The organism is Viridibacterium curvum, from assembly GCF_039544165.1.
Lineage (GTDB): Bacteria > Pseudomonadota > Gammaproteobacteria > Burkholderiales > Rhodocyclaceae > Viridibacterium > Viridibacterium curvum.
This window is the reverse complement of record NZ_BAABLD010000017.1, coordinates 222,890-243,553: the sequence shown is the minus strand read 5'-3', so window position 1 is coordinate 243,553 and position 20,664 is coordinate 222,890. Positions and strand designations below refer to the sequence as shown.

Sequence of the window (20,664 nt, the reverse complement as noted above, 5' to 3'; positions counted from 1 at the left end):
ATCGCTGAACTCGGCGACTGTCGTGGCGAAAAGCTGGCTGCCTTGTGCGCCATCATTCTCGATGCGGCGCCAGGCGTTGATGAAGAATGCAAGTGGAGCGCCCCGTGTGGTCGCACCACGGCATCCTCTGCACGGGCGAGACCTACAATGCTGCCGTCAAGCTCACTTTCCCCAAGGGTGATTCGCTTGCCGATCCGGCAGGCCTCTTCAACTCCAGCCTCGAAGGCAAGGTGCGGCGCGCAATTGAATGCAGTGACGGTAAGAAGCTGGACAAGAGGACACTGAAGGCACTCTTCAAGACAGCGGCAAAGTTGAACGACAGCGCTACCTGAGCGCTCCGCGCAAAGTCTCACGCTGGGCATGTGTCAGCGCTTCCTTGCTCAGCACAAATTCCGCGCTGCCGTCGGGCCTGCAATCTGACCGATGACTTCGCCTGCGAGTACGGCAAGCAGATCCAGCAGCGAATCATTTGTGCAGAAGCTGGGCGGTACCGGCCAGTCCTGCACGCTGTCGCCAAGCTTCATGTGCCAGGGAACGAGGCGTCCGTTGTCGGGATTGCGGAACACGCTGCAGCGATGCCCCCTTGAGCGCGTGAGAAGTTTGCGGCACTCCAAGTTTTCGCAGACAGGGCGGCGCCGCGCAGGTGATCAGCTGCATGGTGAACAGGCGCCGCGCGATGAGTCCCTCCTGAGGTGAGGCGCCGAGGCGGAAGCCCACGTCTAAGCGATCCTTGACCCAGTTGCCGATGCTGTCGTCGAGCTGAATATCGGTCTGCATTTCGGGATACAGACGGCAGCGCTCCTCCAGTACCGAGCTGATCACGGAGTGCAGCACCGAACGCGGGCCGACGATGCGCGGCAGCCCGGAGCTGTCTTCGCGCGTTTGCCGCGCGCTCAGCATTACCCTGCGATTCCAAAGCCAAATCAACGTCACTGGATTTCCGCGCCCGCGGGATTGACGGCATTTACAGGCTGTGATGGTGAGTTGGTGCGGGTGTGCGGCATTTCCCCCTATCCCGCCCCTGACGGAGCACCCCGCTGCGGGGCCCACGTCTGGCATTGCACTGCCAGACGGCTACGCAAGCGTACGGCATACCGCACGAAACCCATACTTCGCCCCTCAGTGCGAGGGAACTGCAGCGACCGGGCCTGGTTCGCTTTAGTGCGTCACCAGCGGCAGCCCGACGTAGTTTTCGGCGAGGGTGCGCTGGGCGGCGGGGGAGTCGAAGAGGTAGGCGAGTTCGGCTTCCTGCATGCGCTCCCCGAAGCCGCCGCCCTCGGGGAAGCGGTGCATGAGGCTGGTGAACCACCAGGAGAAGCGTTCGGCTTTCCAGACGCGGGCGAGGGCGTGCTGGGAGTAGTGGTCTAGGCCGGCATCCGATCGTTCGGTGTAATGCTCGATGAGTGCGCTGGAGAGGTATTGCACGTCTGACGCGGCGAGGTTGAGGCCTTTGGCGCCGGTGGGGGGCACGATGTGGGCGGCATCGCCGGCGAGGAAGAGGCGGCCGAAGCGCATGGGTTCGGCGACGAAGCTGCGAAGGGGGGCAACGCTTTTTTCGATGGAAGGGCCGGTGACGAGGTGGGCGGCGGTCTCGGGGTCGAGGCGGCGGCGCAGTTCGGCCCAGAAAGCTTCGTCGCTCCAGTGCTCAGACCCGTCGCCAAGCGAGCATTGCAGGTAGTAGCGGCTACGGGTGGGGGAACGCATGCTGCAGAGGGCGAAGCCGCGCGGGCTGCGCACATAGATGAGTTCGTGCGAGACGGGTGGCACGTCGGCGAGCAGCCCGAGCCAGCCGAAAGGGTAGACCTTTTCGAAGGTCTGGATGGCGCCGGGGGGTACGCTGGCTCGGCAGACGCCGTGGTAGCCGTCGCAGCCGGCGATGAAGTCGCAGTGGATGCGTTGCTCGACGCCGTTGCGCGTGAAGCTGACCCAGGGGCGTGGGCCGTCGAAGTCGTGGATGGCGGTGCTCTGTGCTTCGTAGAGGGTGCTGAGGCCGGCGGCGTCGCGTGCGGCCATGAGGTCGCGGGTGATTTCGGTCTGGCCGTAGACGGTGACGTGTTTGCCGCCGGTGAGGGTGCTGAGGTCGATGCGGTGGCGGTGGCCGGCGACGCTGAGGTCGAAGCCGTCGTGCTGAAGGCCTTCGCGGTGCATGCGTTCGCCGACGCCTGCGGCGTCGAGCGCGTCGGCGGTGGTCTGTTCGATGACGCCGGCACGGATGCGGCCCAGCACGTGTTCGGCACTCTGGCGTTCGATGATGATGTTGTCGACACCCGCGCGGTGCAGGATCTGCCCAAGCAGCAGGCCCGAGGGGCCGGCGCCGATGATGGCCACCTGTGCGCGCATGGTGCTGGCAGTGCTATGGGCGCTCATTAGGCGAACTCCTCGGTGTCGACTTCGGCCTGGCTGGCGGTGTTGTAGCGGCCGCCTTGTATCGAGAGCGGAGCGAGCACGCCTTCGATCTGCAGGAGCAGCGCGGCGTCGGGTTTGATGTGCTGAGCGGAGATGTTCTCTTCGAGGTGGGCGATCTGCGTGGTGCCGGGGATGGGCAGCACGTTGTCGCCGCGCGTGAGCAGCCAGGCCAGCGCCAACTGGGCGAGGCTGTAGCCCGAGGCTTGGGTGAATGCCTGCACCTGGTCAAGCAGGGCGAGGTTGCGGGTGTAGCGCTCGGGCGCGAAGCGCGGCATGGTGGCGCGGATGTCTTTGGCATTGAGCGTCGATGGATCGCGCAGCTTGCCGGCGAGAAAACCGCGCCCCATGGGACTGAAGGCGACGAAGGCAACGCCCAGCTCGCGGCAAGCCTGCAGGGCGCCGAGCTCGGGGTTGCGCGTCCACAGCGAGTATTCGGATTGCAGTGCGGCTATCGGGTGCACGGCATGCGCACGGCGCAGCGTGGCGGCGGAGACTTCGGAGAGGCCGATGGCGCCGATCTTGCCGTCGCGCACGAGGTCGGCGAGTGCGCCGACGCTCTCTTCGATGGGCAGGGATTTGTCCCAGCGGTGCAGGGTGTAGAGGTCGATGTGGTCGGTGCGCAGGCGACGCAGGCTGTCTTCGCAAGTGGCCTTGATGGTGGCAGCTCGGCCGTCGATGACGCGTGTGCCATTCACGCCCTGCATGCCGCATTTGCTGGCGAGGAAGATCTGCTGGCGATGAGGGGAGAGCACTTTGCCGACGAGCTCTTCGTTGGCGCCAAAGCCATACAGCGCGGCGGTGTCGAAGTGGGTGACGCCGAGGTCTAGCGCGCGCAGCAGCAGGCGCTCGGCTTCTTCAAAGGGCGGTGGTGTGCCGTAGGCGTGGCTGAGATTCATGCAGCCCAGCCCGATGGCGGAGACGGCGTGGCCTGCGAGGTGTCGGGCGGTGGGCATGATTGTTTGCGTCATTCCGTGGAAAGGGTTTGGCTGCGCCGCGAACGTTGCAGTTCCCTCTTCTTGAGGAGAGGGTGGCGCGGTGCGCCGGGAGAGGTGAGATCGCACGCATCCTGAAACGGGAGGTTTGTAAGCGTGTGGAACATTTCCCCTCTCCCGCCCCTCACGGGGCACCCTCTCCCCAAGGGAGAGGGAACTGCAACGTGCTGGCCCGCTTTACTTGGCTGCCGCGTGCTTGGCGATCAGTGCTTTTGCGGTGTCGAGCATCTTCTGCCCGTCAGCGCCCTTGCCCTTCATCTCTTCAACCCAGTCAGCAGCGAGCTTGTTGCCGAGTGCCTTCCACGATGCCAGCTCGCTGGCGGAAATCGTGTTGTGCGTGTTCTTCAGCGTGAGCTTCTTGCCTTCGGCATCGGCCGCAAGGAAGGCCTTGCCGGCGTTGCCGGAAGGCGTAATGCCGCTGTTGTTATCGATGACCTTCTTGAGGTCAGCGGGCAGCGAGTCGTATTTCGCTTTGTTCATGGCGAGCACGAAGGTGGAGGTGTAGAAGGAGGCTTCGGCGGGGTCGGTCTCGGAGTGGAACTTCACGAGTTCCTGGATCTTGACCGAGGGCACGACTTCGTACGGCACCACGGCGCCGTCGATGACGCCCTTCGACAGCGCATCGCCCACCTGCGGTACGGGCATGCTGACCGGCGTGGCACCGAGCATGGCGATGAACTTGTTGGTCATGCGCGTGGGTGCGCGCAGCTTGAGGCCGCGCAGGTCGGCCATGGTCTTCACGGGTTTGCTGGTCATGTGGAACACACCGTCACCGTGCACGTGGAAGGCGATGGGCTTCACGTCCTTGAACTCGGTCATGGAAAATTGCTGCGTGTATTCCCACAGGGCTTTGGAGGTGGCTTCCGGGTTCTGCATCATGAAGGGCAGTTCGAAGGCTTCGAGCGAGGGGAAGCGGCCGGCGGTGTAGCCGGGCAGGGTCCACACGAGGTCGACTACGCCATCGCGCACTTGCTCGATGAGCTGGGGTGGCGTGCCACCGAGCTGCATCGACGAGAAGATCTGACACTTCATGCGGTTGTTCGATTCGGCGGCGATCTTGTCGCACCAGGGTTGCAGCAGCATGGTTTGCGCGTAGGAGCTGGCGGGCAGGAAGTGGTGCAGCTTGAGCACGACGGCCTCTTGCGCCATTGACGATAAGGGCAGCAGGGCGGCCGCGATGCTGGCCAGGGCGAAACGGATGGTGGTGTTCATGTCTGTCTCCTCTGTGGGCGTTGGGTGGAGTTGGGCGGCGGCGGTCTGGAGTGACCTCTACGTGAGCCGATGCACGAGCCACAGCGAGAGCGCCGGGAACATGATCAGCAGGGAAAGGCGGATGGCGTCGGTGGCGAGGAAGGGCACCACGCCTTTGTAGGTCTCGGCCATGGGTACGTCCTTGGCGAGCCCGTTCATGATGTAGACGTTGAGGCCCACGGGCGGGAAGATCATGCCGATCTCGCACACGGTGAGGATGAGGATGCCGAACCACAGCGCCTTGTCGGCAGGCATGAGGCCAAAGAAGTCCATGCCCATGATGACGGGGAACAGCGTGGGCACCGTGAGCAGGATCATCGACATCTCGTCCATCACGCAGCCGAGCAGGATGTAGAAAATCATGATGCCGGCCATGACGATGACGGGCGATATCTGCATGTGGGCAACGAGGTCGGAGAGCTGCATCGGCAACTGCGACAGCGCGAGCGCGGCGTTGATCATGTCCGCACCGATGAAGATCATGAAGATCATGCCGCTGGTTTGCGCAGCAGTGCGCACGGCATTGACGAAGCGGGAGCGATCCATGTCGCCACGCAGCAGCGTGATGGCGAAGGTGAGAATGTTGCCGATGGCGGCGCCTTCAGTTGCCGTGAACAGCCCGCCGTAGATGCCGCCGAACACCACGAAGAAGATGGCGAGGATGGGCCACACCCTGGCTCCGGAGGCGAGCACTTCGCTGAGCGGGGCGGCCTTGGCTGGTGGTGCCTGGTCGGGGTGCAGGCGCACCATGATGGCAATCGCGGCGAGGTAGCCGATGGCAGCAAGCAGCGCGGGGATGTAGGCCGCGAGGAACATCTTGGTGATGTTCTGCTCGGTGAGGATGGCGTAGACCATCAGCGTGACCGAGGGCGGCAGCAGCACACCCATGGTGCCGCCGGTGGCGAGTACGGCAGTAGCGAGGCGCCCGGTGTAACCGATGCGGCGCATCTCGGGATACGCGACCTGCGCGATGGTGGCCGTGGTGGCGACCGTGCTGCCCGAGATAGAGCCGAAGGCCGCACAGGCGAGGATGCCGGCCATGGCCATGCCGCCCTTGAAGCGGCCGAGCAGGGCGTTGGCAAAATCGAACAGCGCTTTTGACAACCCGCCCTGCACGGCGAATGCGCCCATGAGCATGAAGAGCGGAATAACCGAGAGGTCGTACACCGACACGCGGCCATACACAGCGCCCTTGAGGTGAGCGAGCAGCGGATGCCAGCCGGATAGCATGAGGTAGCCGATGGCGCCGGGCACGAACATGGAGATGGCGATGGGGACGCGGATCCCCATCAGTACGAGCATGAGGGCGAAGACGGAGAGGCCGATTTGCATCGAAGTCATGCCGCGTCTCCGGTCGTTGTGGCTTGACGGCAGAGGCGTTCCCATTGCCACTGAAGCTGACGGATGCCGACCACGATGCTTAGCAGCAGGCCCGGCAGCATCAGCGTGTAGGGCCACCACAAGGGGATGTCCATGAGCATGGAGCGCTCGCCCGCGGCCTTGATGTCGATGCCACCGACAGCGACGCGCCACAGGATCAGCGCCATCACCACGGTGTAGAGCAGGGTGCCGAAGGCATCCATGAAGCCCTGCGTGCGCGGCGATGCGTTGGTGGTGAAGAAGTCCACCATGATGTTGGCGCGGCGGTGCTGTGTGTAGGGCAGGAAGGAGGCGACGACGACGGCGCAGCCGAGCTGTACGAGTTCGATATCACCCAGGATGGGGTGCGAGAAGAAGGCGCGGCCGACGACGCTGACCACCGTCATGCAGGCAATTGCGACGAGTACTGCGCCGCCGATTGCCGCGCTGATGTCGCAGAGGCGATCTATCACGCGGTCGGGCGTGGCGTCGCTGAGTGGGGTGTTCAAGTGTGTCTCCCTGTTGTTGTCATGACCGGGGCTTCAGCCTTTGAGCTGTTGCTCCAGTTTGTGCAGCACTTCGTAGCAGGGCAGTACCTGCGCGACGCTGGCGTTGGGCTCGCGACCTTCGATGATCGCTGCGAAGAATTCGCGGTCCTGCAGTTCGATGCCGTTCATGGAGACGTCGACCTGCGACAGGTCGACCTTCTCTTCCTTGCCGTTGAAGAGGTCGTCGTAGCGCGCGAGGTACGTGCCGCTGTCGCCGATGTAGCGGAAGAAGGTGCCGAGCGGTCCGTCGTTGTTGAACGACAGCGACAGCGTGCAGATCGCGCCGTTGGCGGCCTTGAGCTGGATCGACATGTCCATGGCGATGCCCAGCGTGGGGTGGATCGGGCCCTGGATGGCGTTGGCCTGCACGATGGGGCTGCGCGTCTGGTAGGCGAAGAGGTCGACGGTGTGCGCGGCGTGGTGCCACAGCAGGTGGTCGGTCCAGCTGCGCGGCTGGCCCAGTGCGTTCATGTTGGTGCGGCGGAAGAAGTAGGTCTGCACATCCATCTGCTGGATCTTGAATTCGCCCGACACGATGCGGCTGCGCACCCACTGGTGGCTGGGGTTGAAGCGGCGCGTGTGGCCGCACATGGCCACGAGTTTTTTCTCTTGCTGCAGGGCGACGACGGCCTGCGCATCGGCGAGTGAATCGGCGAGCGGGATCTCGACCTGCACATGCTTGCCGGCCTTGAGGCACTGGATGGCTTGCGCGGCGTGCATCTGCGTCGGGGTGCAGAGGATCACGGCGTCAAGGCCGGGCAGGGCGAGGCTTTCGGAAAGCTCGGTCGTGCAGTGTCCGATGCCGTACTTCGCGGCGATCTCGCGCGTCTTGTCGAGCTCGCGGCTGACGAGGGAAACGACCTGTACGTCAGAGATGTTGCGGATGGCGTCGAGATGCTTGATGCCGAATGCGCCGGCACCGGCGAGGGCAACCTTGATGGTGGATGACATGTCAGTTCTCCCCTACGCCGTCATTCCCGCGAAGGCGGGAATCCAGCGACTTGCTGCATGCGATGCAAACGACACTGGATTCCCGCCTTCGCGGGAATGACGGAAGTGTGGTTGGCTGGATGCTCACTTGGCTTCCTCCAGAATCAGATGTCCCACCGCTGTATTCGATGCTGGCACGTGGTAGAAGCGGTGCTTCACCCTGGGCGCCTTGCCACCGGCCACGTCGGCCATCGCGCCGCGTGCAATGAGCCACATGACGAGTTCGATGCCTTCACTGCCGGCTTCGCGCACGTATTCGATGTGCGGGACTTGCGACAGGCCGGCGGGGTCTTCGATGAGGCGGTCGAGGAAGCGGTTGTCCCACTCGCGGTTGATGAGGCCGGCGCGCGGGCCTTGCAGCTGGTGCGTCATGCCGCCCGTGCCCCAGATGTGCACGTTGATGTCTTCATCCCAGGACTCGATGGCGCGGCGGATGGCCTGGCCGATCTGGAAGCAGCGATTGCCCGAGGGAACCGGGTACTGCACGACGTTGACGGCGAAGGGGATGACACGGAAAGGCCAGCGGCCATCTTTGGGCACTTCGCCGCACATCAGCGACAGCGGCACGGTGAAGCCGTGGTCGATGGGCAGGCGATTGACGAGGGTGAGGTCGAAGTCTTCCTGGATGACGCTCTGTGCGATGTGTGCAGCCAACTCGGCATGACCTTCGGCGGCGGGCACGGGGCGCGGACCCCAGCCTTCATCGGCCACGGGGTAGTGAGCGGCTGTGCCCAGCGCGAAGGTGGGAATGAAGTCGAGGCTGAAGGCGTTAGCGTGATCGTTGTAGACGAGGAAGACGACGTCGGGCGTGTTGTCCTTCATCCACTGGCGGCTGAATTCGTAACCGGCGAACAGGGGCTGCCAGTAGGGTTCGTGCGTCTTGCCCAGGTCCATGGCCGCGCCGATGGCGGGCACGTGCGAGGTGAAGACGCTTGCTGTGATGCGTGCCATCAGTTGTTCTCCTTTTGCTTCTTTGCATCCCACTCGTGCTGATAGCGATTGCCTTCGATGGGACGCCCACCCGAGATCATCATCGCGCGGTAGTCCTCTTCGCTCATACCGGTCATGCTGCCCGCCATTTGCTGGAAGCTCTTGCCGTCGGTGGCGCCGATCTTGGCGAGGAAGTAGATGTTGCCGCCGTTGGCAATGCAGCGATTCAGATCGCGAGCGAGCACGGCCAGCTTCTGCTCTTCGGTCATTGCCCATTCGTCGAGATAGGCGCGTTCATTGGCTTTGAAGCGCTCGCGGTTCTCGGGTTGCATGAGCGACATGCAGAACTGGTTGAGCCAGTAACCCTTGCGCGATTCTTCTGCGTCGAAGATGGTTGTGCCGGGGATGTCTTTGTAGGGTTTATCGAGCGGCATCAGCAAGCCTCCGGGTTCTTTGCCGTCATTCCCGCGGACGCGGGAATCCAAAGGGCCATTGCGTCAGCAATGGCGGTTTTTTTTGCTGTCTGTTGTTGTGTGGGTAAGGAAACTCGCCTGCGGCGAGGCTGTGGATTCCCGCCTTCGCGGGAATGACGGGATGAGAGGTAGGGTGGGCTCGGTGAGCCCACGCGTAGTCGACGCACCTTGCAGAACCGCGTGGGCACACCGTGCCCACCCTACGAGTGTGTGATGGCTCATCGCACCTCCTCCGGCCAGTACAAACGCATCGGGTTGTCCACCAGCAACTTCCGTTGCAGCTCAGCCGTCACCGCAATGTGCGGGATGAAGTCGACCAGCAGCCCATCGTCCGGCATGTGATCCTTGAGATTGGGGTGCGGCCAGTCGGCGCCCCACAGCACGCGATCCGGGAACTGTTCGACGACGCGGCGTGCAAAGGGGATCACATCGCGATAAGCGTTTCGCTCGCCGTCCAGCGCTGGCGGGCCAGACTTTGACAGGCGCTCGGGGCAGCTGACCTTGCTCCACACATTGGGGTGCTCGGCCATGAAGCGCATGAACAGGCCGAACTCGGGGCCGTCGATGGGCTTGCTGACATCGGGTCGGCCCATGTGATCGACGACCACGATGGTGGGCAGGGCGGTGAAGAAGTCCCACAGCTCGGGCAGGTCTTGCGCTTCGAAGTAGATGACGACGTGCCAGCCGAGCAAGGCGATGCGACTGGCGATCTCCATGAGCTCGTCGCGCGGCGTGAAGTCGACGAGGCGCTTGACGAAGTTGAAGCGCACGCCGCGCACGCCGGCTGCGTGCAGCTCTTCGAGCTCCTTGTCGCTGATGCTGCGGCGTACTGTCGCGACACCACGAGCCTTGCCCTGTGAAGCGATGCAGGCATCGACCATGGCGCGGTTGTCGGCACCGTGACAGGTGGCCTGCACGATGACGTTGCGTGCGAAACCCAGGTGATCGCGCAGCGCGAAGAGCTGGGCTTTCGATGCATCGCAGGGAGTGTATTTGCGTTCCGACGCGAAGGGGAATTCCGCGCCGGGGCCGAAGACGTGGCAATGCGCATCCACTGCGCCCGGTGGCGGCGTGAAGTGCGGCTTGCTGGGGCCGGCGTACCAGTCGAGCCAGCCCGGTGTTTTTTCAAAAGTGCTCATGTTTGTCATTGCTTTGTGAATGGCGCCCGCGCGCGGATTCCGTCATTCCCGCGCAGGCGGGAATCCAGTGTCTTTCCCGTGGCGTGCCAATGGCGGCAAGTCGCTGGATCCCCGCTTTCGCGGGGATGACGATGGGGGAGTGTTGGGTTTGTTCGCCATGGCATCAGTCGATGTACTTGAGGCCGGCTTTTTCAAGCGGCTCGCGCATCTTGTAGAGGTCCAGGCCCAGCACGCCAGCGGCGAACTTGGCGCGCTTCTCGCCTTCTAGGTTTTCGCGCGCTTCGGCAGCATCAGCGACCTGTTGCGCCATCGCGGCAGGCACGACGACCACACCGTCACTGTCCGCAATCACCACATCGCCCGGTGTGACGAGTGCACCGGCGCAGACCACGGGGATGTTCACCGAGCCCAGCGTGGCCTTGATCGTGCCCTTGGCGTTGATGGCTTTCGAGAAGACGGGGAAGTCCATCTTCTGCAGCTCGTCGACATCGCGCACACCGCCATCGATGATCAGCCCGCGTGCGCCGCGTGCCTTGAACGAGGTGGCGAGCAGGTCGCCGAAGAAGCCGTCGCTGTTGTCGGTGGTGCAGGCGGCCACTGCGACATCGCCGGGCTGCAGCTGTTCGGCGGCGACGTGCATCATCCAGTTGTCGCCGGGTTGCAGCAGGATGGTGATGGCCGTGCCGCAGATCTTCGCGCCGGGCCAGACGGGACGCATGTAGGGCTGCATGAGGCCGGTGCGGCCCATGGCTTCGTGGATGGTGGCGACGCCGAAGCGCGAGAGCTTTTCGACGGCGGCAGCATCGGTGCGCACGATCTTGCGTTTGACGATGCCGAGCTGGTTCATGAGTGGGGCCATGCCGGTTTCCTTATTTGCCACGTGCTTTGAGCGCTGCATCGAGACGCGGATAGACGCGTCGCGCGTTGCCCTCGTAGATCTTGTAGCGCGCTTCGGGTTCGATGCTGGTGGCGTCGATGTAGCGTTTGGTGTCGTCGTAGTTGTGGCCTGTTTCCGGGTCGATGCCGCGCACGGCGCCGATCATCTCGCTGGCGAACAGGATGTTGTTGATGGGGATCACCCGCGTCAGCAGGTCGATGCCGGGTTGGTGATACACGCAGGTGTCGAAGAAGATGTTGTTCAGCAGGTGCTCGGTGAGGAGTGGTTTCTTGAGCTCTTGCGCGAGGCCGCGATAGCGACCCCAGTGGTAGGGCACGGCGCCGCCGCCGTGCGGGATGACGAACTTGAGTGTCGGAAAATCCTTGAATAGGTCGCCCGTCAGGCACTGCATGAAGGCCGTGGTGTCGGCGTTGATGTAGTGCGCGCCGGTGGTGTGGAAACAGGCGTTGCAACTGGTGCTGACATGCACCATCGCCGGGATGTCGTACTCGACCATCTTTTCGTAGAGGGGGTACCAGTGGCGGTCAGTCAGCGGCGGCGAGGTCCAGTGACCGCCGGAAGGGTCGGGGTTGAGGTTGATGCCGACGAAGCCATAGGCCTTGATGCAGCGCTCCAGCTCGGGAATGCAGGTCGCGGGATCGACGCCCGGTGATTGCGGCAGCATCGCGGCGCCAATGAAGTTGTCGGGGAAGAGTTGCGCGACACGGTGGCACAGCTCGTTGCAGATCGCCGCCCAGGTGGCAGAGACCTGGAAGTCGCCGATGTGGTGCGCCATGAAGCTGGCGCGCGGCGAGAAGATGGTTAGGTCGGAGCCGCGCTGCCTCATCAGCTTGAGCTGATTTGCCTCGATGGATTCGCGCAATTCGTCGTCGCTGATTTTCAGCTCGGACACGCGTGGCATGACACCGGAGTCCGTGATGCCGGCGATCTGGCGGTTGCGCCACTCTTCGAGTGACTTTGGCGCCGTTGTGTAATGACCATGACAGTCGATAATCATTATGAGAGCCCCGATTTCGTAACGCCGTGTTGTTTCACGGGCGACATGCCGTGCCGGTTCACGATCTCTGCCGCATCCGCTGAATGCATGAAGCGTATGAACTCCTGCACTTCTCGCTGTCGTGTGGTGGTCGCGCCGATGGCGGTGGAAAAGGTCGAGTTGATCTCGCAACCGGGCGGCAGCAGGCCCAGTACGCGCACACCAGGTACGTTTTTCAGTTCGCTGAGCTGCTGGATGCCGATGCCTACCCGCCCATCAGCGACGAGGTGGGCAACCGAGACGCCAGCGGGGGCCTGTGTGAGTTGTGTGCGCATCTGGTCCTGAATGCCCCAGCGCTCGAAGAGCTTCAGCAAGGCAGTGCCGCTCGGGCCAGTGGAGTAGCCCACGCGATGCGCCAGTACGGCCTCGCGAAAACTGTGTTCGCTTTCGACGTCCACATTCGCTGCGTCTTCGCGCATTGCAATCGCTACGCTGGAGTGCACCCAGTCCTCGTCGCTGCCGGCGACGACATGACCAGAAGCCGCGAGAATGTCGATGGCATCGCGAGCGAGTACTACGATGTCGAAGCAAGCGCCCGCCTGCAACTTCTTGACGGCATCCACCCCACCCATCGAAGTGATCTGCACGTCGAAGTTGGCTCGCGATGAGAACGCCTGCGTCACATCGGTGAGCAGCAAGCGCGTAGCCATGGATGAAACGCCTGTCACTGTCATTCGGATTGCCCGTGTCTCTCTCGTTGTACTTCCGTCGTTGCCGGGAAGATCTCTGCGTCGTGAGGGAAGCGACTTACTCCTCACGCGCCAAAGGCTGAGCGCATTGTGGGAGCCGCGAGGTTCCTGCGTAAGCGTTGTGGCTCGCTAACTGATATAGCAAGGTGATATAACTATGCCTCTGATATGCGGGTTTCCCCGGGTGCGAGCATGGATCTGAAGCAGCTCGAATACTTCGTGCGTGTGGCCGAGTTAGGCAGTTTTACGCGAGCGGCGCAGGCCCTGGATGTGGCCCAGCCAGCGCTCAGTCGCCAGGTGCGCCTGCTGGAGGTGGAGCTGCGCCAGACCCTGCTTTTGCGCAATGGCCGTGGAGCCACGCCGACCGAGGCCGGGCAACTGCTGCTGGAGCACGGGCGCGGCATCCTGCACCAGTTGGCGCGGCTGCGCGAGGAACTGGGGCGTGCGCGTGGTGGGCTGGCGGGCCACGTGGCGCTGGGCTTGCCGCCCAGCGTAGCGCGCGTGCTGGCGGTGCCGTTCACACGGGCTTTCCGGCAGCGTTTTCCGCAGGCACGCGTATCGATCAGCGAGGGACTGACAGTGGGCTTGCAGGATGCCTTGCTGATGGGGCATGCGGACATTGTCGTGCTCTACAACCCGACGCCGCGGCAGGGGGTCGAGACGAGTTATCTCGCCGAAGAAGAGCTGGTCTTCGTCGAGGCGCGCCCTCCGGGCTTGCAGGAGGACCCGCCGCCCGAGCCACTGAGCATGCAGGAGCTGGCCGGGCGGGCGTTGGTGATTCCGCGCCAGCCGAATGCCATCCGCAAGCTGGTGGAGGCGAGTATGGTCGAGGCGGGCGTGCTGCCGCGCATTGCACTGGAAATTGACGGCGTGGCGGCGATTCTCGATCTGGTGGAGGACGGCGCGGGCGGGGCCGTACTGTCGCGCCACGCCGTGCAGCGCTCTGGTAAGCCGTCTGCTTTTGCGATCCGTCCCATCCGTCTGGCGGGCGGGGGGGTGATGAAGATTTCGCTGGCTGTGGGCGTCAGCGCGCAGCGCCCGGCAACCGAGCTACAGCGGCAGACGGTGGCCTTGTTGCAGGAGATCACTCAGTTCCTGTTGGCGAGCTGAAGCGTCGCGAATGTCGCGCGAAGCGATTCGCAGCGTAAAATGCTGCTAAGCAGTAAATCCCCCTCAACTGGAGCAAGTCATGGAAAACATCGTGATCGTGGGTGCCGTGCGTACGGCAGTGGGCAAGTTTGGTGGCGCGCTGGCCAAAGTGCCCGCGGCAGAACTGGGTGCAACAGTCATTCGCGGCCTGCTGGCCAAGACAGGCGTGTCCGGTGACCAGATCAGTGACGTGCTCCTCGGTCAGGTGCTGACCGCAGGCGTTGGCCAGAACCCGGCGCGCCAGGCTGTGATCCGCGCTGGCCTGCCGGAAGGCGTGCCGGGCATGACGATCAACATGGTTTGTGGCTCCGGCCTGCGCGCCGTGATGCTGGCTGCGCAAGCCATCAAGAGTGGCGACGCAGAGATCGTCATCGCCGGGGGGCAGGAAAACATGTCGGCCAGCCCGCACGTGCTGAACGGCTCGCGCGACGGTTTCCGCATGGGCGACGCCAAGCTCGTCGATACCATGATCAACGATGGCCTGTGGGACGTGTACAACCAGTACCACATGGGTGTCACGGCCGAGAATCTGGCCAAGAAATACAGCATCAGCCGCGAAGAGCAGGACGCTTTCGCCGCCGCTTCGCAACAGAAGGCGGAAGCCGCGCAGAAGGCCGGCAAGTTCAAGGACGAAATCGTGCCCGTGGTGATCGCGTCGAAGAAGGGTGACGTGATTGTCGACGCCGACGAATACATCAAGTACGGCACCACGGTGGAATCGCTGGCCGGCCTCAAGCCCGCCTTTGACAAGGCCGGCACGGTGACCGCTGGCAATGCCTCCGGCATCAACGACGGCGCGGCTGCCGTGATGGTGATGACGGAGAGCAAGGCCAAGGCACTGGGCCTGCCCATCCTCGCCGTGATCGCTTCCTACGCCACTGCTGGTGTCGACCCCGCCATCATGGGCATCGGCCCGGCACCGGCATCGCGCCGCGCGCTGCAGAAGGCTGGCTGGACCATCGACACGCCCGACGTGATGGAAATCAACGAAGCCTTTGCCGCCCAGGCCATAGCCGTGAACAAGGAGATGGAGTGGGACACCTCTAAGATCAACCTGAATGGCGGCGCAATCGCCATCGGCCACCCGATCGGTGCATCGGGCTGTCGCATCCTCGTGAGCCTGCTGCACGAGATGCAGCGTAGCGACAAGAAGAAGGGTTTTGCCTCGCTGTGTATCGGCGGTGGCATGGGTGTGGCGCTGGCGGTTGAGCGCTGAGCTCCACGGCCCGCCTTGGCGAGAAGCCCTCCGGAGTCCGGAGGGCTTTTTGTTTTCCGACTGGCAAAATTCTTCAGAGGGTTCGGACGGCGAGCGGTCGTAGGCCTTGTCATTCCCGCGAAGGCGCGAATCCAGCGACTTTTAAGAGGGCAGCTCACGACACTGGATTCCCGCCTTCGCGGGAATGACGGAGTGCGGAGTCAGTCGCTGTTCAGCGGATTGAGCTGGAACTGGCTCTCGAATACATGTTCCCGCTGTGTTATCGGATCCTTGAACGCCAGCGAGTGGGCCAGCAACTGCAGCGGCCGCTCAAGATCATCCTGGCCATGCGGCTGCAGCGTCGGATAGATCAGGTCATTGAGAATTGGCATGCCCAGCGCGGCGCAATGCACGCGTAGTTGATGCTTTTTCCCGGTGAGTAATTGCAGGGCGAGGCGAGCCTTGTTGCCATCTGTCTCGATGAGTTGCATCAGCGTCTCGCTGGTGGCTTCGCCGGGCACTTCGCGCATCTGCATGAAGTGATCAGATTCTTCGAGCCGACTGCGGTGTTGCAGCGGAAAATCGAGAGCGGAGTTGAAGCGCACGACGGCTTCGTAGTGCTTCTCCACGGCGCGCTCGCGGAACAGGGCCTGGTAGGTGCCGCGCGTTTCGGGCTTTACGCTGAACAGTACGAGCCCGGCGGTTTCGCGATCCAGCCTGTGTACGGGCGCCAGCGAGTCGATACCCAGCCGGCGCTTGAGGCGCGCGACAAGGCATTCCTCGATGTAGCGCCCACCTGGAGTGACGGGCAGGAAGTGGGGCTTGTCGGCGACGACGATCCAGTCGTCCTGGTAGAGCACGCGCTCTTCGAAAGGCACGCGCGCTTCATCGGCGAGCTGGCGGTAGTACCAGATGCGTGCGTTGGTGCGGTAGCGGCTGTGCCAGTCGATGACAGCGCCGCCATCTTCACGCACTTCTCCGCGCTGCATGCGCTGCGCCCATTCTTCGGGCGACACTTTCGGGAAGCGCTCGATGAGGAACGCGGCTACCGTGAGCCATTTGCCCGGGGGCAGTGCCACGCAGCTTGGCCCCACGCCATTGCGATGTGGCAGGGGCGCATTCATTGACTACTCGCTGTCGTTGAGTCGCTCGGCGCGCTGCAGGCGCCAGACCTCGTCGGGGTGATCGCCATAGACGTCAGCCGCCGTGGTGTCGGTCTCGCGCAGCTTCGTGTCGAGCGCGATGCGGTTGTCGAATACGAAGCACTCGCCCTCCCAATCGCGTTCGGCGTCGGGCAGCTTTTCGAAGAAGTTGAGGATGCCGCCCTTGAGCTGGTAGACGGGCATGCCGAGGTCGAGCATCCAGGCGCTGGTTTTTTCGCAGCGGATGCCGCCGGTGCAATACATGGCGACTTTCTTGCCGCTGCTTTTCCACTCGTCGAGGTGTTCTTCGACATAGCGCGAGAAGTCGCGGAAGTTGGTGACGCCGGGATCGATGGCGTTGCGGAAGCGCCCAAGGCGGAATTCGAAGCTGTTGCGGTTGTCGAGCAGGACGACGTCATCCTGCGCGATGAGTTCGCGCCACTGCTCGGGGTCGAGGTCGATGCCGGTCTTGCTGGTGGCATCCACGTCGGGAATACCCAGCGGCACGATCTCCGGTTTGTGCTTGATCTTCAGGCGCCCGAAGGGCTGCGTACGGCATTCGCTGCGCTTGAAGTGGATGCCGGTGAAGCGTGATTCGAAGCGCGGATCTTCGCTGAGACTTTTCTCGAACTGGTCGAGCGCTTCGCCCGAGGCGGCGAGCATGCCGTTGATGCCTTCGTGTGCCACGAGGATGCTGCCGAGCAGACCCTGCGTGATCTTGTGCAGCAGCGCGCAGCATGCGTCTGGGTCCGGGATCTGCACGAACTTGTAGAACGAGATGAATTGCAGCGGCGTGGTGATGGCGGGGGGATGCATGGTACGGAGACGCGGTTGTAACGCCCGCGATGATACGCGCGACAGCGCGCAAACAAAAAGGGCAGACCTCGCGGTCTGCCCCAGGTACAGCTAATGCTGCAGTGGCGCCCCTCGCGGGGCGTCCTGGTGAATTACTTCAGCTTGCCTGCACCGGCGTTAGCCACAACCGAAGCCTTGGCGGCGGTCGCGGTTTGCAGCGTGTAGGTGTAAGGCGGGGTCCAGACGTTGGCACCCGTCGGCACAGCATAGCCGCACTGACCGTCCCAGGCGATCGGGGTGGTGTTGCCACCCTTGTTCGACAGGAGTTGGTGGCCCGAGGAGCGGAAGCCGATCGGGTTGGTGCCGTTGCCGCCGTCAATGGCCTTCTTGCAGAAGCTGTCGGTGGCCAGAGCGGTGATCTCGAAGTACATGTTCTCCAGCAGCATGTTCGACTTGTAGCGCGGATCCACGCCGCTGCCGAACTTGAGGTCAGCCGACACACCGCTGTCGGTCAGGCCGTAGATGTAGTTGTTGAACATGTGCACCTGGCCGTAACGGTTCAGTGGCAGACGCGACTCAAGACGGTCGTAGAAGTTGTTCGACAGCGTGACATGCAGGCGGCCGTCATCGCTCCAGGCACGACCCGAGTCACCGTTGCCGATGAGCGTGGTCTTGTGGTGCTTGAAGAAATAGCTGCCATTGACGGTGACGTAGTCCGAACCGCGAACGATGTCGAGCAGGCCATCGTGACGGGTGTCGGAGGCCAGCGAATCCGGCGTGTCACCGTCGCCCATCGACACGTGGTCGATCCAGATGTTCTGGGCGCGCGACAGGGTCATGGCGTCAGCGTAGGCGTTGGCCGAGTCTTCCGGGTTCACGTCCCACGGTGCGTCGATCACCAGGTTGCGGATGATGATGTTGCGCGTCCAGGTCGGATAGTCTTCCGAGTCCTTGCCCGCAGCGATCCAGGCCTTGTAGCCCGTTTCTGCATCGACCGCGCCGTTGGCCAGTTCGCTGCCGATCAGGATCGTTGTACCCGTGATGCGGGCCGGGCGACCTTGTGCGTCATTGATGCCGACGAGAGTGGTGTTGGACGGCAGCATGATCGAGCCACCCATCTTCTGGTCGGAATAGCTGGTGTATTCCTTGAAGACGGTGTTGTTGCTGCTCCAGCGCAGATCGATGTGACCGACGACGCGGATGATCTTCGGATCGTTCTGCGCTTCGTTGATTGCGGCGACGAGCTGTTGGCCGTTGAACACCGTGTAGACGCGGCTGGCCGTAGCGCCCGAACCACCTGTGACGGTGACCTTGCCCTTGCGCGACCAGGTATGCCAACCGTTGGCGGGCGCGACTTCGCGTTCGAAGGTCAGCTTGCCGCCGGTGGGGTCGCTGGTGGCGAACTGCCAAGTGGGCAGCACGGGGGCAGCTTTGTAGTTGGCTGGATCATGGCCATTGCTGTCCTTGACCGGGGCGGAGTAGTTACGTACGCCGTAGTTGGCACTCTGGAACGGGGTGCTGGCGCCGGTCAGGGTCTTGGCGTCAACGGTGCCGCTGGCGACGGAACTCGCAACCGAGGAGGCCACGCTGGAGCTGGCGACCGACGAAGCGACGCTGGATGACGCTACGCTGGAGGCAACGCTCGAGCTCGACTTGGAGGACGAGGAACTGGAGGCAACGCTAGACGCGACGCTGGAGCTGGCCACCGAGGAGGCGACGCTGCTGGAGCTGCTGCTGGTCGTGGTGTTGCTGTACGAACACCATGCCGACGACGGGTAGGTGTTTGTAGGGTAGTTGGCGCTGGAGCAGACGAAGCTGCCGGTCTTGACGGCATAAACGAACACGTCGTTCTTGCCGAGCGCGGTGGAGCGGGTGCCGGTCATGGTGCAGGTGGCGCCGGTGTTCTGGACGCACTTGGTGTAACCGGAGGGGTAGTCGGCGGCGAAGGCGCTGGTGCTGACCAGTGCCAGAGCCGCAACGACGAGGGCGTTGCGATTCATCATCATGTCTCCTGTGCCTGTTTCTTGGCGTTATCTGGATCCTTGGCACAGGCAGGCCACCTTCTGTGTGTGGCTGACTCGTCCGAGGACGGGGCTGATCATATGCCTACAAAATCGTCAAAGCAACGAAAGTTCTAAAATTCAATTAATTGTTTGGCCGCCCGGAACGCCCGTCGTTGCTTGCGCTGCGCTCTGTATTAATGCCTTTGGCATGCTGCAGTGCAACCGTAAATGACTCCATGATTTTTGCCAATACCGGCAAATCAAGTGCGCACGCCGGGATGCACTGATTTCGAATTCCTGTTGTGCTGCGCCATGGCCGCACGCCAGGATTGAGTGGGGCTGCGTGATAAGATCGAAACCCTTGTGTGGCTTGAGGTTTGGCATGTTTGCGATCATTGGCGGCAGTGGGCTCAGCAAGTTATCGAGTCTGGATGAAGAGCGCCGTGAGGTTGTCCGTACGCCCTATGGCGAGCCTTCTGGTCCCTTGCTCTTCGGCCAGGTTGGCGGCAAACAGGTGGTCTTCCTTGCGCGCCATGGATATGGGCACTCCATTCCGCCGCATGCCGTGAATTACCGCGCAAACATCTGGGCGCTCAAGCAGGCAGGGGCCGAGGGCATCGTGTCGGTCGCTTCGGTGGGGGGCATCCGCGCTGATCTGGGGCCTGGCATGCTGGCAGTCCCGAGTCAGGTGCTGGACTACACATGGGGCCGCAAGGCGACTTATTTCGACGGCTCGGACTCGAAAGTCGTGCACATCGACTTCACTGAGCCCTATGACGCAGCTTTGCGCACCCGTATTCTGCGAGCCGCGCAGGCTGCCGGGCAGCCGGTTCTTGATGGCGGGGTTTATGCGACGACACAAGGGCCGCGACTGGAGAGTGCGGCTGAGATCAATCGCCTGGAGCGGGATGGCGCCGACATGGTCGGTATGACCGGCATGCCTGAAGCCGCGCTGGCGCGGGAGCTGGACATCCCTTACGCCGCCATCGCCGTTGTGGCCAATCATGCGGCAGGTCGTGCCAGCAGTGCTGGCGGCATTGCCATGAGCGACATCGAGGCGACCTTGCAAGAAGCGATGGTCCGAGTGCGCCTGGTGCTTGAGCAACTCTGCGCTTTGCCGGAATAATGATTCGCCCGGTTCTACGCATGGGGGACGCCCGGTTGCTTCAACGGGCCCGGGAGGTCGCGGCTTTCGATACGCCGGAACTGCATGCGTTGATCGCCGATATGTTTGACACCATGCGTCACGAACGGGGTGTCGGCTTGGCCGCGCCGCAGATCGGCGTGGATCTGCGCCTTGTGATCTTCGGCTTTGGTAGCAACCCGCGTTACCCCGATGCGGCGGCTGTCCCTGAGACGGTGCTGCTCAACCCGGTACTGGAAGCGCTCTCTGACGAAGAAGAGGAGGGCTGGGAGGGTTGCTTGTCCGTGCCCGGCATGCGCGGTCTGGTGCCGCGTTACGTCCAGTTGCGTTACAGCGGATTCGACCAGTTCGGTGCACCGATCCGGCGCGAAGTGAGCGGTTTTCATGCCCGCGTCGTCCAGCATGAATGCGATCACCTGGACGGCATTCTCTATCCGCGACGTATCCGCGACCTGCGCCAGTTCGGCTTCACTGAAGTGCTGTTTCCCGAGCTGGCCGGGCAGCCTGATGATTGACAGGGCTTGC

Annotated in this window: 21 protein-coding genes; 5 read left to right on the top strand and 16 right to left on the bottom strand. The window is 63.1% G+C overall.

Annotated features, from left to right (window positions below; translation table 11 throughout):
* Window positions 1-86: 86 nt before the first annotated feature.
* Window positions 87-332: a DUF1801 domain-containing protein gene (locus ABEA02_RS17585; RefSeq protein WP_345534406.1), complete on the top strand. Its 246-nt coding sequence runs from the start codon at window positions 87-89 to the stop codon at window positions 330-332.
* A gap of 133 nt (window positions 333-465) precedes the next feature.
* Here ABEA02_RS17585 and ABEA02_RS17580 read toward each other — a convergent pair whose 3' ends face one another.
* The 13 genes from ABEA02_RS17580 to ABEA02_RS17520 form a co-directional block, all read right to left on the bottom strand.
* On the bottom strand, window positions 466-900 hold the full coding sequence (locus ABEA02_RS17580; protein ID WP_345534405.1) for a LysR substrate-binding domain-containing protein: 435 nt from the start codon (window positions 898-900) through the stop codon (window positions 466-468).
* Between the two features lie 258 nt (window positions 901-1,158).
* Window positions 1,159-2,367 (bottom strand): 4-hydroxybenzoate 3-monooxygenase, encoded by a 1,209-nt coding sequence (gene pobA, locus ABEA02_RS17575; protein ID WP_345534404.1) that lies wholly within the window; start codon window positions 2,365-2,367, stop codon window positions 1,159-1,161.
* Window positions 2,367-3,359, bottom strand: coding sequence for an aldo/keto reductase (locus tag ABEA02_RS17570; RefSeq protein ID WP_345534403.1), 993 nt, complete (start codon window positions 3,357-3,359; stop codon window positions 2,367-2,369). Before ABEA02_RS17570 ends, pobA begins: the two co-directional genes overlap by 1 nt.
* A gap of 216 nt (window positions 3,360-3,575) precedes the next feature.
* Window positions 3,576-4,610, bottom strand: coding sequence for a TRAP transporter substrate-binding protein (locus ABEA02_RS17565; RefSeq protein ID WP_345534402.1), 1,035 nt, complete (start codon window positions 4,608-4,610; stop codon window positions 3,576-3,578).
* Between the two features lie 57 nt (window positions 4,611-4,667).
* The gene (locus ABEA02_RS17560) at window positions 4,668-5,990 is read right to left on the bottom strand and encodes a TRAP transporter large permease (protein ID WP_345534401.1); all 1,323 of its coding nucleotides are present in this window, start codon (window positions 5,988-5,990) and stop codon (window positions 4,668-4,670) included.
* Window positions 5,987-6,517 (bottom strand): TRAP transporter small permease, encoded by a 531-nt coding sequence (locus ABEA02_RS17555; RefSeq protein ID WP_345534400.1) that lies wholly within the window; start codon window positions 6,515-6,517, stop codon window positions 5,987-5,989. The genes ABEA02_RS17560 and ABEA02_RS17555 overlap by 4 nt, the downstream gene beginning before the upstream one ends.
* Window positions 6,518-6,550: 33 nt before the next feature.
* On the bottom strand, window positions 6,551-7,507 hold the full coding sequence (locus tag ABEA02_RS17550) for a Gfo/Idh/MocA family oxidoreductase (RefSeq protein ID WP_345534399.1): 957 nt from the start codon (window positions 7,505-7,507) through the stop codon (window positions 6,551-6,553).
* Between the two features lie 123 nt (window positions 7,508-7,630).
* Window positions 7,631-8,497, bottom strand: coding sequence for a class III extradiol dioxygenase subunit beta (locus ABEA02_RS17545; RefSeq protein WP_345534398.1), 867 nt, complete (start codon window positions 8,495-8,497; stop codon window positions 7,631-7,633).
* Entirely contained in the window at window positions 8,497-8,910 is a 414-nt protein-coding gene (gene ligA / locus ABEA02_RS17540) for a protocatechuate 4,5-dioxygenase subunit alpha (protein WP_345534397.1), read from the bottom strand. Before ligA ends, ABEA02_RS17545 begins: the two co-directional genes overlap by 1 nt.
* Before the next feature lie 257 nt (window positions 8,911-9,167).
* Entirely contained in the window at window positions 9,168-10,088 is a 921-nt protein-coding gene (locus tag ABEA02_RS17535; protein WP_345534396.1) for an amidohydrolase family protein, read from the bottom strand.
* Between the two features lie 163 nt (window positions 10,089-10,251).
* Window positions 10,252-10,947, bottom strand: a complete 696-nt coding sequence (gene ligK, locus ABEA02_RS17530) for a 4-carboxy-4-hydroxy-2-oxoadipate aldolase/oxaloacetate decarboxylase (protein WP_345534395.1) — start codon at window positions 10,945-10,947, stop codon at window positions 10,252-10,254.
* A gap of 10 nt (window positions 10,948-10,957) precedes the next feature.
* A complete protein-coding gene (locus ABEA02_RS17525) occupies window positions 10,958-11,983 on the bottom strand; it encodes an amidohydrolase family protein (protein ID WP_345534394.1) in 1,026 nt (341 codons plus the stop codon).
* Window positions 11,983-12,672 (bottom strand): substrate-binding domain-containing protein, encoded by a 690-nt coding sequence (locus ABEA02_RS17520; protein WP_345534393.1) that lies wholly within the window; start codon window positions 12,670-12,672, stop codon window positions 11,983-11,985. Before ABEA02_RS17520 ends, ABEA02_RS17525 begins: the two co-directional genes overlap by 1 nt.
* Before the next feature lie 231 nt (window positions 12,673-12,903).
* Between ABEA02_RS17520 and ABEA02_RS17515 the strand changes: the two genes are divergently transcribed.
* Window positions 12,904-13,821, top strand: coding sequence for a LysR substrate-binding domain-containing protein (locus ABEA02_RS17515; RefSeq protein WP_345534392.1), 918 nt, complete (start codon window positions 12,904-12,906; stop codon window positions 13,819-13,821).
* Window positions 13,822-13,900: 79 nt separating this feature from the next.
* The gene (locus ABEA02_RS17510; protein WP_345534391.1) at window positions 13,901-15,076 is read left to right on the top strand and encodes an acetyl-CoA C-acetyltransferase; all 1,176 of its coding nucleotides are present in this window, start codon (window positions 13,901-13,903) and stop codon (window positions 15,074-15,076) included.
* A 200-nt stretch (window positions 15,077-15,276) separates the two neighbouring features.
* Here ABEA02_RS17510 and ABEA02_RS17505 read toward each other — a convergent pair whose 3' ends face one another.
* The 3 genes from ABEA02_RS17505 to ABEA02_RS17495 form a co-directional block, all read right to left on the bottom strand.
* A complete protein-coding gene (locus ABEA02_RS17505; protein WP_345534390.1) occupies window positions 15,277-16,179 on the bottom strand; it encodes a pseudouridine synthase in 903 nt (300 codons plus the stop codon).
* A 3-nt stretch (window positions 16,180-16,182) separates the two neighbouring features.
* Entirely contained in the window at window positions 16,183-17,013 is an 831-nt protein-coding gene (gene trhO, locus ABEA02_RS17500) for an oxygen-dependent tRNA uridine(34) hydroxylase TrhO (protein WP_345534389.1), read from the bottom strand.
* 131 nt (window positions 17,014-17,144) lie between these two features.
* Window positions 17,145-18,992: a pectate lyase family protein gene (locus ABEA02_RS17495; protein WP_345534388.1), complete on the bottom strand. Its 1,848-nt coding sequence runs from the start codon at window positions 18,990-18,992 to the stop codon at window positions 17,145-17,147.
* 385 nt (window positions 18,993-19,377) lie between these two features.
* Between ABEA02_RS17495 and ABEA02_RS17490 the strand changes: the two genes are divergently transcribed.
* A complete protein-coding gene (locus ABEA02_RS17490) occupies window positions 19,378-20,121 on the top strand; it encodes an S-methyl-5'-thioinosine phosphorylase (protein ID WP_345534387.1) in 744 nt (247 codons plus the stop codon).
* A complete protein-coding gene (gene def / locus ABEA02_RS17485) occupies window positions 20,121-20,654 on the top strand; it encodes a peptide deformylase (RefSeq protein ID WP_345534386.1) in 534 nt (177 codons plus the stop codon). Before ABEA02_RS17490 ends, def begins: the two co-directional genes overlap by 1 nt.
* Window positions 20,655-20,664 lie beyond the last annotated feature (10 nt).